The organism is Eudoraea adriatica DSM 19308 (assembly GCF_000382125.1).
Lineage (GTDB): Bacteria > Bacteroidota > Bacteroidia > Flavobacteriales > Flavobacteriaceae > Eudoraea > Eudoraea adriatica.
In genome coordinates this window covers 188,849-202,911 of the sequence record NZ_KB907551.1, presented here as the reverse complement: position 1 = coordinate 202,911, position 14,063 = coordinate 188,849, and the positions used below count along the sequence as shown (strand labels likewise).

Here is a 14,063-nt window from a genome sequence, read left to right as displayed (position 1 = left end):
GTAACTATAGATCAAAACCCAGATCTTTCCTGTAGTACATATTATCAAAGTGAATTTTATCAATATTTTGATAAGATTTGTTAAGTCCCTCCCTAAAATTTTTCCCAAAGGAAGTAACAGCCAAAACCCGGCCGCCATTAGTCAGGATTTTTTGCTCCTTCAGTTGGGTTCCTGCATGGAAAACAATGGACTCCTCATCTACCTGGTCTATACCTTTAATTTCTATCCCTTTGTTATAAGCCTGTGGGTAACCACCGGAAACCAACATAACAGTAGTTGCGGTCCTTTCATCAATTTCCAGTTCAATGGAATTCAGTTTACCAGCGGCCACTGCAGTAAATAAATCAATCAGATCATTTTTTATCCTTGGAATTACAACTTCGGTCTCAGGATCCCCGAGACGCACATTATACTCAATTACAAAAGGATCGTCTCCTACTTTTATTAAACCAATAAAAATAAACCCTTTATAAGGCAGTTGATCCTTATTTAAGCCTTCAATGGTTGGTTTGATAATACGCTTATGGACTTTTTCTAAGAATTCTTCGCTAACGAAAGGGACCGGTGAAATGGCTCCCATGCCCCCTGTATTCAATCCTGTATCTCCCTCTCCAATTCTTTTATAATCTTTGGCTGTAGGCAACACTTTATATCCTTGACCATCGGTCAATACAAAAACACTTAACTCAATCCCTGCCAAGAACTCCTCGATAACCACAGTGGCACTTGCGCTGCCGAATTTGGCATCGATCAGCATGGTTTTCAGTTCATCTTTGGCCTCTTGTAAATCATTCAAAATAAGAACCCCTTTGCCAGCCGCCAACCCATCTGCCTTTAAAACATAAGGCGGCTTCAATGTTTCTAGAAACGCATATCCGTCTATTAAGTTATCCGAAGTGAAACTTTGATAAGCAGCGGTTGGGATATTGTGTCTGAATAAGAATTCCTTGGCAAATTCTTTACTGCCTTCCAATGTTGCAGCGGCCTTTTGGGGTCCAATAACAGCAATATTTTTGAGTTCAGGATCATTAAGGAAAAAGTCGTGAATTCCATTTACTAATGGATCTTCAGGACCTACAATAAGCATATCAATACTTTCCGAAAGCACTGATTTCTTTACACTTTCAAAATCATTTACACCTATTGGTATATTCTTGCCAATTTTAGCTGTACCAGCGTTTCCTGGCGCAATAAAAAGTTTAGATAATTTAGGGCTTTGATTGAGTTTCCATGCAATTGCATGTTCGCGGCCTCCTGACCCAAGAATAAGGATATTCATAATTTAAAGTTTGCGCAAAAATACGTTTTGAGCAATAATAATCTATGTAATCCCGGAAAAATCCCTATGCTCTTTATCTAGCAATTCTTCTGGAGTCAACGATTTGAAATATTCATACACTTTTTTTAGGCCTTCTGATCTATCCACTTTAGGTTCCCAGTTTAAAATTTCCCTGGCCCGGGTAATATCGGGTTGTCGTTGCGTAGGATCATCCTTAGGTAGCGGTTTATGAATGATTTTTTGAGCTGTCCCTGTAAGTTTAATGATTTCTTCAGCAAATTCGTTTATAGTGGTTTCATGCGGATTCCCGATATTGATTGGATCTGTATAGTCACTCATAAGTAACCTATAGATTCCCTCAACCTGATCATCTATATAGCAAAAAGAACGGGTTTGTTTGCCATCTCCAAAAACGGTAAGATCCTCACCCCGTAGTGCCTGTCCCATAAAGGCAGGGACCACGCGACCGTCGTTTAATCGCATTCTTGAACCATAGGTGTTAAATATCCTGACAATCCGGGTATCAACACCGTGAAAGCGATGGTAAGCCATAGTGATGGATTCCATAAATCGTTTTGCTTCATCGTAAACACCTCTGGGGCCAACAGGACTAACATTGCCATAATAATCCTCATTTTGTGGATGTACCAATGGATCGCCATATACTTCAGAGGTAGAGGCAACAAGAATAGTGGCATTCTTTTCTTTGGCCAATCCCAGAAGATTAAGTGTTCCTAATGACCCTACCTTTAATGTTTCTATGGGGATTTTGAGGTAGTCTATTGGGCTGGCGGGTGAAGCAAAGTGTAAAATATAATCCAGCTTTCCTGGAAGATGAACAAAGGTCGTGACATCATGATGGTAAAACTCAAATTGTTCCAGAGGAAACAAATGTTCAATATTTTTTAGGTCCCCGGTAATAAGATTATCCATGCCTATTACATGGAATCCTTCTTTAATAAATCGATCACATAAATGTGATCCTAAAAATCCTGCAGCTCCTGTAATGAGTACTTTTTTCATTATAATTATTATGTTGTTTTAAATTCCTCTGGAGAAAAGAACAGTTGTAACTGTTTTAAAAATAATCCTCATATCTAGGGTTATAGACCTGTTTTTAATATAATATAAATCATACTCTAGTTTTTTTACAGAATCTTCCAAATTTTCTCCATATTTATATTTTACCTGGGCCCACCCGGTAATTCCGGGTTTAATTAAATGTCTTACATTGTAAAAAGGCAGAATATTATTTAACTGGTCCACAAATATTTTTCTTTCAGGCCTTGGGCCAATAAACTGCATATGCCCCTTAATAACAGATATTATTTGAGGAAGTTCGTCAATTCGAAAAAGTCTTAATATTCTTCCAAATGGCGTAATTCTTTTATCATTTTTTGTTGCCATTAAAGCGCCTTCTTTTTCAGCATCCACTATCATTGATCTAAATTTATATACCTTAAACTCTTCTCCATGTTGGCCAACTCTGTACTGTTTATAAAATAAAGGCCCTCTGTTAAAAAAGAGGTTGCCAACAAAGACAATTGGAACACATAGTAAAAAAATTAGTCCGATAAAAAGTGAAAGTGAAAAATTAATGCCAAAGCTGAAAATTTGCTGCAAGTATCTAATTTTTTTATTCCTAATTTGAAGAATTTCAAAAAAGCTGTCGTTATGTGATCTGATGGGCATAGCTTCATAAGTGTTCTCATAAAACGATGTGAAGGATATAACCTCTTTCCCTTTTATTATTGAGCTCAAAATCATTTGCTCAAGATCTTCAGGCAAACTATCGTAACTTTTCGTATTAATAATCAATGTATCTATTTTTTCCGCGGCCGATAAAAAGAAGTTTTTATTTAAAAGAGTATTCTTATCAATTGAATACGTAAGTTTAACTTTATAAAATGTCTCCATTTCATTGCCATTAATTGTACTTACATCTTCTCTAAAATTTTCATCCGCTTTTTCATCATAGATATATAAAACATTTTTTGTGACTGGGATTATTCTGAAAACATTACTAAAAAAAAAGCGCCAAAGCCCAATGGAAATGGGCGTCAACAATAAAAAACATAGCAAGGGAATTCTCCAGAAACTAACGTCATAGACTAGTACCGTTACTATAAAAACAACAAAAACAAAAAGCGCAGTGATATAAAGAGATTGAGATAAAATATATTTCCTCTTGTTAACCTTTTCTAAGTTATAAAAATCCAGAATATAGGATAATGACATATAAGCGATTACTCCTATTGTAAATACGCCTATTTTTAGTCTTAAAGATATAAATTCCTTATCTATCGCATGATTTACAAAAACATTGAGTGATGATAAGACAATAATAAAGTCCCCTACAAGCAGTATGAATTTTCGTTCTAAAGTGTTTAAAATTGATAGCCTTGGCATTTACCATTTAGTTTGTCTACTTCAAAAGTAACTTTTCATTTTTAAAACTATAGCTGATATAAGATAAAATGTGGATTTCAAGAAAGGCAGGTTTTCTTCATCTCTATAAATTTTCCATTCATATTTTAGTAAATCTAATTTATTGGCCGAAATAGATTCATTACCGACTCGATAACTAGCCAAACATTCGTTTAAACCATACCCATTAGTTTTTTTTAAAAGTTTCAACCAGAGGGCGTAATCCTGGCGCTTTCTTATAGAAGACATATACTGCTTTCCAAAAAAATCGACGTCGTAAATAACCGTTAAACAACCTATTGGGTTTTTGTATAGGGCATTTTTATAAGTTACTATTGGCTTACACTTTAACACTTTGGACAATCGTTGCCCTGCTTCATTAATCTGGTCGTAATCCGTAAAGGTAAAATGATAATTGTTTTGTTCCATGAAGTGCAATTGCTTTTCCAATTTTTCAGGATACCAGACATCATCACTATCCAAAAATGCTATATATTTTCCTTTTGCAAATTCAATTCCCTTATTTCTGGCCATACCGGCACCACTATTTTTTTTTAAGCGATGGTATTTGATTCTAGGATCCTTCTCTTGAAATGTTTTTATCAATGTCGCACTCCCATCCGACGAACAATCGTCGACCAGAATATGTTCCCAGTTTGTGTGGGTTTGGGCTTGCACAGATTCAATAGTCCCCTCAATATATTTTTCAGAATTGTATACTGGTGTTATAATCGAAACTAGGCTCATTATACTTGACTTAACTTATAACCATGCATATTTTGAAAATGGTTTCCCATTACTCTGGAAGAACAATGTTTGCTACTTTGAATTCTTTACTTGTTGTACAACCTCGAAAAATGCCTAAAGAAAATTCTTTATATTTCTCAAGGGTCGGATCGAAATCTTGGAATACATACATGGTGTTTCCATACTTTAACGTATTGGTCTGGTTTACCGAAAAATCCCAGCCTTCATACCCATGACGGATTCTATCCTCGGGAAGTCTTTCTACATCTTCTTCATAGGCTTTGCCATGAAAATAAATCCTACAACCATTCCAATCTCTTGTTGTAACGGTCAAAAAATCAAACTTCAGGAATAAACGTTGCCCTGTTTTGGTCTTCGCTATTTTCACCTCTCTTAAAACCAAATCTTCTCGAATGGCAATCGAGTCGTTCAGTAGCATTTTCACCTCTTTTTTCTTGTAATTTCTTTGAAAATCATCATACGCACGATACGTCTTATTTTCTTTTTCAGTATTGTAGAATATGAAATGATTTGCGAACTGTTTATTCGTATTAAATATGTTGGGCAATAAGTAATTCGTAAGCTGCTTGTTATTATTGATTTCGGTAACCACCACGACATCCGTTGACTCAAATTCGAGTAGATTCTTTTTGATGAATTCTTTAAAGTTTTCCTTGTTGGTTATAGGTGCCGAAGGCATTTCTTTGGTGCTTTTAAAATTTTTAGTACTTAGATCTTTATTATAATCAATGGTAATCAACCTTCGCTCATCAGGGTTTTCAATACTGCTCAGCACAGCCGTAATATTCTTTTTGGCACTTGGTGCTATTCTTTTTAAATAGTTCTTTGAACTGCCCCAAATGGGCACAAAAATGAGCAACCCAAGCAATACATACAGGTATAACGGTTTCGCCTTTTGCTTAAAAACATCCTTTGTCAAAAGTCTTTTGACTATGAAATCTAGATTCACCCCAGTAATCAATACCAAGGCAGGTAAAAAAGGAAGGATGTTTCGGTCAATATAAACCTGTTGTTTTACAATAAAACCTACGGACAATAGGATGACAAACGTATATATGCCCCAGCTAACCCTCGCACCTTTCGAAGACCATCGTAATCCGTAAAAAATAATTACGGGGAACAAAAAGACCAGACCTCCGAGTGAACTGAATATTTCACCAATGATTTGTTTTAAATTATGAAGTTTATAATCCTCTACCATTGGGCCTCTGCTGCCTGTTGCATATTGCCAAAAATTAGAGAAATAATCGTGCACCACCTTGTTAAATACTTCTTTACTGTAAAATAAATCCCAATTGATCAAACAAAAGAAAAACACGAAACCTACAATCAATAGGGCTACAGCCTTTATTCGCTTTTCAAGTGTTTTGAATTTTGAGCATATCAATATGCCAATTAACACAAGAATGAACAAGCAAGAAAATTTAAGTGAAATGGTAATTGCAAAAAGGAAGGCCGAAAAAAGGACCCAAAACCAACTTATCCGTTTTTTTTCTGAAATGACTAAATACAGCCACGTCAGTATGCTCATCATTGAAACCAACAATGGTTCGATGTAAAAAAAGTTCCGCTCTTTAAGGAATAAAAAATTTATGCCTACCAAAGTGGACATCATAAACATGGCTACAAAAAGATTTCGTTTCCATAACAAATAAAGTACTGGAATGAAGGACAAAAACACCAAAATAATCGCCTGAAATTTCAGATAATAATGAAAATACCTCAAATTGGGGTCTTTCATGTTGTTTTTGATGGAAGTGCTTGTTGTTTGATAATTCCTTACGAAGTAATTATGGCCAGGGTATTTCCATCCATCTTCATAAATATTACCTCCCATGTGATTTATCATGCCTACCAAAGCCCCTGGGTAAAATAAATAGGTGAACATTCTAGGCCCATTAAGAGCTCGATATGTCATTTTTTCAGGCGTTATTTTCGGATGTATCGTAGATATTGTAAAATACTCATCGACGCTAGACTTGTGCATTCCGTTTTTGTTGTAATTTACTTGAAGCGCTACCACGGTAAAAAACAATACCACCACGGCCATAATGAACAATTTATACTTGGCAAAAAATAAATAGGGCGTGCTGTTCTTCATCTATGATTTGTTTTTGGCTTTATATACGATACAGTACACAAAAAATAACTGTAAAAATCCGTTAAGGTCATTTTGGAAAACCACGTCTTCTATAAACTCGTCATAATCACCAATAAAGCCGTACGTCGATTCTTTGATTTCACTACTTAAAATCGTTCCTCTTACATTTAATACTTGATTGCTCACACCATAATCATGAGCAATTTGCAAGGTAGGATAATCTCTCAACTTATCTAAGAGGTCATTAATATCAATATTGGTTTCTAGTTCTACTCGGAGTGCCAATTCGACGTCTTCACCATTGCCTATATCAGCAATATCATCAATAGCGTAGTAGGCCACTTTAATATCTGAAAATGGCGCTTGGGAACGAATGTACTTGTTACTGTCTTCTTCTCTAAGTCTAAGTTGATAGAGGACTTTTTCTTTTGTATAATCCCTTTTCTGGATGTCACGACTAATTTTCCAATGCAAGCGAAGGCTTTCTTCAGGTTCTATGAATACTTTAAGATCAAAAAGATTCCTTTTCGCCGAAATATAAAAAGGATGCAATCCTTCAAAAACAATTACTTTATTGGGATACACAACGGATGGTGCCGTAAATTTTCCGGTATCGTGGTCATAAAATCTTCGCAATACCTTTTTGCCATCTTTCAAGGTTTTCAGGTGACTGATGTCTTCGTATAAATGATTCGCCTTTGGTGAGAGATGAGTGATTTCATCCCATTTGTCATGACCGCGCTCCCACTTGTGCATGTCATCGCCCCTAATAATCGTCATATTATCCGTGCCAAAAAGATTCGTGAGCAATTCAGTCAAAGTAGATTTTCCAACCCCAGAGTCACCACCAATACCGATTAAAAAGGGTTTGTTCTTTATTTTTTTCTCCAGATTTTTTTTAATCCCCCATTTGTAAATCCAATACACATTGAGTAGCAAACAGGTTTGCAAAAAGGTCAAGGCCAAACTCGGTAATACTGCTATGGAAATCCATTGATTTTCTTCGAAAAAGCCATAAAGCGTAAAGTTACTTTCGCTAAATAAGAATACCGTGAAATAGTCAGAATCGGCCGTTAGGGCGAAGTAGGCGAAGAATGCCAACTGTAAAATCAATATGGGTAAAAACGAGAACTTATTTTCACGAATGGCGAAATAGACGAAAAAAGGAAGAATCCAAAAATACCAACCTGGCTGCGGGGGAATAAAAATCAAGAGTACGGAAAACGAAAAACCTATGAATATCAGAAATAGGTCTTTACTGATGCGTTTAAATCGCGTTGCTGTGGCCAACAAAATGAGATATACTCCAGGAATGATATAATACTGCAAGGTGCCTATCATGGAAAAACTGGCATTCCAAACTTTCGGTTGTTCCCTGTTGGCGTACACCATTTTAAGAAATGAATCACTGTCGAGATACGGAAGGTTTAAAACGAAAAAGACAAGCGCTGTAATAAGTGCCGGTATGACCAATTTTGCTAATTTCTTCTCGTTATTATTTTTCCATAGATACAGCACGTAGAAAGGAATAACCAATACAAGATTTGTTTTTGCCGCTATGCCCAATCCTAAAACTACTGCAGAAAAAACATTTTTCTTTTTGAAAAGCAAATAGGAAGACGCCAAAAGAAAAGCAATCGGAACAACATCGAGCTGCCCGTGGATATAGGTGATATAAATCAACACGGGAGACAACCAGTAGTACTTCAGTAATTTAGTCTCCTTACCCTTTAAAAGTCTGCTTAAAACGAGCAGAATGCCAATATCGGCCAAGAGCATGGGTATCCTTATCAGAAACGGGGACAAATTGGCTGCAAAGCCCCCCAAAAACCCTAAAAAATACAACATAAAGGGTGGATAGGGAAAGGCATCCACTGCACCCGAATTATAAAAAAACTCATACGGATTATCGAAGCCCGATTCGAAAAAATAGGTGACAAAAGGAATAAAGGCCTCTTTCAGAAATTTTCCCGCGAAAAGAAAAGACAGCATTACTTTCAGGACTAGTCCAATCCAGAATAACCGATTTCTGAGTATTTCTAGCTTGAAGACCCCTTTTTTATCTTTCAGCGAAAAATGTAAACTATCACTTACTGCCATCTCGAAACATTATAGTGTTTAGTGCATATGGCGTCAAATACGACTTCTTGTGCCGCTAAATATGCTTTGTACTTTTCGATATCCGCATTTCGGCCTTGTAGTTCCGGGGACACCAAACAAAGTTTAAAGCCCATTTTCTTGAACTGTAAAAATAAATCCGTATCAATAGGCAAGCGGGTAAAACAATCGACCCAGATCCAATCTACTTTACCTTGCATCTTGACCAATGTGTCAATACCCTCAAACTCCGAAAAGCGCAAAGCGATATTTCTCTCTCCCTTATTGGCCAATGTATAAATCATAGGGAAAGAGGAATCTAAGAAGAAATACTTGGAAATACCATAATTTTGTAGCAATTCTAAAACCTTGAATTCTATTCGCTCGCTTTTGACATTCAAAATCATCGTCCCATGTTTATAATGCTTCAGATATGTTTCGAAATTTTCACCAGCTGTAAATGGATCATGTGCAATGTATACGGTACCGTCAAGTGCATCCCTTAGGTCGATTTCTACACCATATCTTATGGGCAGCTCTTTCAGTGCTGATACTGTATTGATACGATGTGCAATATATTCCATATTATTTTAAGCTCTTCTTCAGTTTTTTACTGAAATCCAGCGTTCTTTTTATGAATTTCTTTTTTGCGGCAAAACCAGTATTCCAACTCGACGTACCATGAATACGCTCAGGGAATAAAACATCGAACCTTATTACCTTAATTTTTTGTTTCTTTGCCATATAAAGGGCGTAAAGGTCTAAGGCAAAATCATGAGGAGGGTTCTTCCAACTGGCAAAGAAATCGCGATGAAAAATATTGGGTTGCGCATTGATATCCTGCAAGTTCTCACCCATATAAATGGTTTCAAAAAGACTCATGCCCGACGTAAAGAACTGATCAAAAAAGGGCCGCCCTTTTCGATCGCCTTTTACATAAACACTTTCTTGATGTGATTGATTTTCAATAATCTCAAGTGCTTTTATCACATCATTGGGATCGGTCTGCATATCGGCATGGGTCCATCCGATAAAGGTCCCTGTCGCCTCCTTCAATCCTGATAAGATACCATAGCCATACCCTTTGTTCACCTGTACGTTCACCACTCGAGCAAAAGGGTACTTTGGCAATAATTCCTCAAGTACGTCATGTGAATTATCGGTTGAGCCATTGTTGACCAGAACAACTTCAATATCGTTTCGTAGAATCACCTTGTCAAAACCCTTAAGAATTAAAGGAATGTTCTGTGCTTCATTATAACAAGGAACTACAACGGACAATTTCATCTGTTTAAAATTTTCTTTTATCTCCATGAAAAACACCTTCTCCTTGATATCTAAAATTTTATTGTCTACTTATAAAGAACAACGACAATTCCCCCCATTCCGTAATCCAGAATTTTTCTGTATTTAAACTTCGATTCGTTTAAAAACTCATTAAATGCCAAAGTAACCCCTTTTTTTGGATCACCATTGTAACTATAAAAATCATCTAAAATGATATGGGTTCCACTTTTGACATTGTTCTTAATAAATTCGAAAGCACATTTCGAAGACGAATAGGTATCTGAGTCAATAAATGCCATTCTTATGTCATTAATACCATACTCCTTTGCACCAACCTTTAAGGTCTCTTCGAAGTATCCTTGTACAAGTTGGCATCCTGCCCCCCAGCCTTTTAAAGTCTTCTCGGCTCTTCTTTTTACCTTTTTATAACTGGTGGTAAAATTCTGATCTACATAGAACGGATGTTTATCATCCTCTTCCAATTCCCCGAAGCCTTCGAATGAATCGAAGCCAATAAATTTGGTCTCTTTTTGAAAGGGATTGAATTTTTCTGTCTTTTTAAAGCATTTGATCGCGTGGCAAAAAGATGATCCCGTATATACCCCAAACTCGAGGTAGTCTCCAGTTTGATGTTCCAATGAATTTAAATATACCGCTTTCTTTAAAGCCATATATTTTTCAATGTTATGGATCACTGCCGGATTTATGGAACTAATGAAACTAGAACTCAGGTTTTGTAAAAATTCCAATTTCCCAAGTAGTCCAAATTTTGATTTCATGCGTCTTTTTGATTTTAGGTTAGGTTTCTGTTAATGCCGCTTTTTCTCATTAGCCTGCTAAACGTCTTCACGTTTTATTCATATCAAATCCGGTATCCTATTTCCATTCTTGTTGAAAAGTAGTATACTCTTTTTCAATTTCTTCTATAGCACCGTGATTTACGGTGAAATCATTTTCCAAGCGATACGGGTGCCATTCTGCCTTATGGAAAAAACTCTGCCAATATTGAAATGTTTTATAGTCGTTAGGTGTCCCCCAACCAATGTAATGGTCAATCTCAAATACCTTCACATTTAGCTTCATTTCAACAAGCTCGTTTAGACAGCTATCAACATAAAACTCTCCGTTTACCCTTTCATTTTTTTCATACATGCGCGACAATGCCTCTAAAAAATAACTGGTCTTCCTAAAGTAAAATGTGCCGACTATTGCGTGGTCTTTTCTGGGCGTATCGCTGATCGCTTTTTTCACACTTACCCCGGTCACCATATCATTTTTATCTGTTTTAATCCAACCGTACATTTCAGGATTTCGTACACTACTGGGATGGTTTCTAAAAGACCATGCAATCGCATCCACATTGGTGTCGTTTAGTAAAGCTTCGTACTTTTTTTTGTTATATAGCATGCCATTATCACAGGCAGCTATCAACAACGGACTATCTGGGTTTTCATTCTCCAGGCCTACTTCACAGGTGCAGGCCTGTCCTTCAGTAGTTTTGTTCAAAGTTACTATTTTACTCTCAGGATAAACCGCTTTTATAGCACTTTCGAGAGGATACTTCTCAAGGTGTTCTTCCAGACAAACGAAAATATTTCTGGGTGCTTTTGGTAAATAATTCGCTGCTTGAACAATCATAGGTTTTCCGGAGACCGAAATCAAAGGTTTAGGATCCACATAACCCTCTTTGGAAAAACGACTTCCGAGACCCGCCAGTGGAATCAAATTAATACCATTGGGGTCATGAGCTTCAGAACTGGCTGCCTCATCACAAACGGCTCTAAAGTAATCTGAAAAACCATTATACGCTTCAACATCTTGAGGTGTGCCCCATTGTAACATATGCTGCACATCATAGATGGAAACTTTGAGTCCGTCGTTTACCAAAAGATTATAGATCAGACTGACATAATACTCCCCGTTCAGGTTAATGTCCTCATCCATCAACCTTTTAAAATACTTTTTTACATATGCTCCTTTTTTGAAGTAATAAGTGCCCATAGAAGCGTATTCTTGCATTCTATTGTCGGTAAAGGGTTCTTTCTCCTTTATCTCTAACATCCACTGTTTTTCATCTCTCATGAAAGCATAATTGGTAGTGCCTAACATGTGCGGATGAAAGCCTTTATAGGAAGGTACCGCCCCATCTGCATCTCGAGAGCGTGTATGTTCTAAAAAGTCGGTATAATTCCAATAACACGAGAAATCGCAATAGTTTACGATAACCTCTTCCTCGTCTTCAATAAGATTTTCTATAAAGTCTACCGCATAGACCGGACCCTTCTTATGAGGTGGAATCTCAACGATTTTACCCTTCGGAGCAATTCTCTGTAGCATTGCCCTCATATTGGTTTCTTTGAGATGTTTGCTATTGCATATGAAAACAAAGTCTTCCTCAGAAGGAAACATCTTTACAACATGTTCAATAATGGGGATACCATCCATCTCAATTAAGGGCTTCGGTGTTTCATAACCTGCTTTTATAAAACGGTTGCCCATACCGGACATTGGTATAACGATCTTCATAAATTACAATCTAAGATTTTTGACTTTGTATATCTGGTATTCATTATTGTTCCAAACAGGAATATTTGCCCCGAAGGGACTGCCCACTGACTTTTCAGTTACTATGTAATCAAGCTGATAATTCTTTGCAATCTCAAGAAAATCCTTAGCTCCCAAGTTGCGATAAAAATAGGTGCCATTTAGCTCTTTTTGCCTTGACCCATACACACTTGAGAAACGATTGCTGAACTCCTTAATGGCCATTTCGGTGAACGGAAACTCGAGTCCGACCAAAACTCCTCTGCGACCTATAATTCTTAAATCAGTATTCAATTTGGTTGAATATGTAATAAAAATAGCATCTTTGGGCGTACTAGAAACAAAATCATAAAAATCTTTCTTTTTTCGATACCTATCTTCCTTTGGATTATCAAGAAATACAATTCCTACAAAAATCAGATTTATTATGATAAGTCTGAAATTCTTTAGGTTAAGATTCGGAAAAATAAAATGCCTATTTTCTCCAATAAAGTCGGCCAATAGAATTCCCCAGAGGGGTAGAAGCATCCAATAACCGAAAGAAGTGAAACGGGAAACCCCGAGATATGCTATCATCTTGACCGGATAAAGATCGATAAAAACGTATTGAATCGTTATTGCACCTGCATAGAAAAATAAAGAAAGGGCCGCCAATAAAATTAATTTTTTGTTCTTTTTTATGATGCCATAACATAACGGTATTAGAAACAAAAAATTGATTTTTACAAAAAAGCTCATCCAATTTTCTATGTAAATCTTGTAGTAAGGAACATGATAATGCCATGGATGCCGTTCAAGCACATAATAATTTATGAATTCAGAAGTCGAGAGACTAGAGTCAGAAGAGAATATAACTTTTATAAAAGCCATCCCTAGTATACATGAGAGCGCAATCTTAAGGATGTTTTTTCCTTCTTTTTTGTATTCAGGAATCAAAAACAATATATAAAAAAGTGCTCCAAAAAAGCCCACAGTAGGATGTATTAAACATCCGGCAAGGAAAAAAAGTAAATAAAAAATTGACCTAGCGCCGTTTTCTTTCAAAAGTATAGCACTTAGACAAAACACCAATGAAAGGCTGTTGGCTTGAATTGCCTGGGTATAATTCAACCATGAGGCTATAGTGAAAAATTCGCGATAGCCTTCTAAAAATACCATTAGAACCACAGCACCTAAAATTATAGGTGCCAACACGCTTAATTTCGATTTGTCAACATAGTTACGAACCAAAGCGTAACTGACCTTATAGTACAAAATTGGGTTTAAAATACTTAAAAATAATTTAAGAATATATAAAGTCTTATACCAAGATAAGCCAGATATCCAAGAGAGTGCCACTATGATATAACCATAGACCCATCTCGGATTTTTTACTACTGTAGTATTCGTGAAAAAATCATTGGGAAGGTAGTTTTTATCAAATATTCTTTCGAAAAAGGGCATCATATCCTGCTCACCCCATGTATAGGCTGTTGGCTGCAACATGAAGGCCAAAAATCCGAAAAAGCCCGCAATGGCCAAGTAGGAATAATTCCGAGAAAAATCTAATGCCGATGCCAT

General features: G+C 36.5%; 11 protein-coding genes. All 11 read right to left on the bottom strand.

What is annotated here, in order from left to right; translation table 11 throughout:
- Positions 1-4: 4 nt before the first annotated feature.
- On the bottom strand, positions 5-1,279 hold the full coding sequence (gene purD, locus G504_RS0114470; RefSeq protein ID WP_019670911.1) for a phosphoribosylamine--glycine ligase: 1,275 nt from the start codon (positions 1,277-1,279) through the stop codon (positions 5-7).
- 42 nt (positions 1,280-1,321) lie between these two features.
- Positions 1,322-2,302, bottom strand: a complete 981-nt coding sequence (locus tag G504_RS0114465; protein ID WP_019670910.1) for a UDP-glucuronic acid decarboxylase family protein — start codon at positions 2,300-2,302, stop codon at positions 1,322-1,324.
- Between the two features lie 18 nt (positions 2,303-2,320).
- Positions 2,321-3,688, bottom strand: coding sequence for a sugar transferase (locus G504_RS0114460; RefSeq protein WP_019670909.1), 1,368 nt, complete (start codon positions 3,686-3,688; stop codon positions 2,321-2,323).
- A gap of 21 nt (positions 3,689-3,709) precedes the next feature.
- Positions 3,710-4,453, bottom strand: coding sequence for a glycosyltransferase family 2 protein (locus tag G504_RS0114455; protein WP_019670908.1), 744 nt, complete (start codon positions 4,451-4,453; stop codon positions 3,710-3,712).
- A gap of 49 nt (positions 4,454-4,502) precedes the next feature.
- Positions 4,503-6,575: a glycosyltransferase family protein gene (locus tag G504_RS0114450; protein ID WP_157473409.1), complete on the bottom strand. Its 2,073-nt coding sequence runs from the start codon at positions 6,573-6,575 to the stop codon at positions 4,503-4,505.
- The gene (locus tag G504_RS19310) at positions 6,576-8,675 is read right to left on the bottom strand and encodes a glycosyltransferase 87 family protein (RefSeq protein WP_019670906.1); all 2,100 of its coding nucleotides are present in this window, start codon (positions 8,673-8,675) and stop codon (positions 6,576-6,578) included.
- Positions 8,666-9,256, bottom strand: coding sequence for a PI-PLC domain-containing protein (locus tag G504_RS0114440; RefSeq protein ID WP_019670905.1), 591 nt, complete (start codon positions 9,254-9,256; stop codon positions 8,666-8,668). Before G504_RS0114440 ends, G504_RS19310 begins: the two co-directional genes overlap by 10 nt.
- 1 nt (position 9,257) lies before the next feature.
- On the bottom strand, positions 9,258-9,959 hold the full coding sequence (locus tag G504_RS0114435; RefSeq protein ID WP_026348598.1) for a glycosyltransferase family 2 protein: 702 nt from the start codon (positions 9,957-9,959) through the stop codon (positions 9,258-9,260).
- A gap of 65 nt (positions 9,960-10,024) precedes the next feature.
- Entirely contained in the window at positions 10,025-10,738 is a 714-nt protein-coding gene (locus G504_RS0114430; protein ID WP_019670903.1) for a class I SAM-dependent methyltransferase, read from the bottom strand.
- Between the two features lie 97 nt (positions 10,739-10,835).
- A complete protein-coding gene (locus G504_RS18805; RefSeq protein ID WP_040444259.1) occupies positions 10,836-12,485 on the bottom strand; it encodes an NTP transferase domain-containing protein in 1,650 nt (549 codons plus the stop codon).
- A 3-nt stretch (positions 12,486-12,488) separates the two neighbouring features.
- The gene (locus G504_RS0114420; RefSeq protein ID WP_019670901.1) at positions 12,489-14,063 is read right to left on the bottom strand and encodes a hypothetical protein; all 1,575 of its coding nucleotides are present in this window, start codon (positions 14,061-14,063) and stop codon (positions 12,489-12,491) included.

Bases quoted from the DNA above. Each gene is read 5' to 3' on its own strand.
- purD (WP_019670911.1), bottom strand. From the start codon at position 1,279: ATGAATATCCTTATTCTTGGGTCAGGAGGCCGCGAACATGCAATTGCA.
- G504_RS0114465 (WP_019670910.1), bottom strand. From the start codon at position 2,302: ATGAAAAAAGTACTCATTACAGGAGCTGCAGGATTTTTAGGATCACAT.
- G504_RS0114460 (WP_019670909.1), bottom strand. From the start codon at position 3,688: ATGCCAAGGCTATCAATTTTAAACACTTTAGAACGAAAATTCATACTG.
- G504_RS0114455 (WP_019670908.1), bottom strand. From the start codon at position 4,453: ATGAGCCTAGTTTCGATTATAACACCAGTATACAATTCTGAAAAATAT.
- G504_RS0114450 (WP_157473409.1), bottom strand. From the start codon at position 6,575: ATGAAGAACAGCACGCCCTATTTATTTTTTGCCAAGTATAAATTGTTC.
- G504_RS19310 (WP_019670906.1), bottom strand. From the start codon at position 8,675: ATGGCAGTAAGTGATAGTTTACATTTTTCGCTGAAAGATAAAAAAGGG.
- G504_RS0114440 (WP_019670905.1), bottom strand. From the start codon at position 9,256: ATGGAATATATTGCACATCGTATCAATACAGTATCAGCACTGAAAGAG.
- G504_RS0114435 (WP_026348598.1), bottom strand. From the start codon at position 9,959: ATGAAATTGTCCGTTGTAGTTCCTTGTTATAATGAAGCACAGAACATT.
- G504_RS0114430 (WP_019670903.1), bottom strand. From the start codon at position 10,738: ATGAAATCAAAATTTGGACTACTTGGGAAATTGGAATTTTTACAAAAC.
- G504_RS18805 (WP_040444259.1), bottom strand. From the start codon at position 12,485: ATGAAGATCGTTATACCAATGTCCGGTATGGGCAACCGTTTTATAAAA.
- G504_RS0114420 (WP_019670901.1), bottom strand. From the start codon at position 14,063: ATGGCATCGGCATTAGATTTTTCTCGGAATTATTCCTACTTGGCCATT.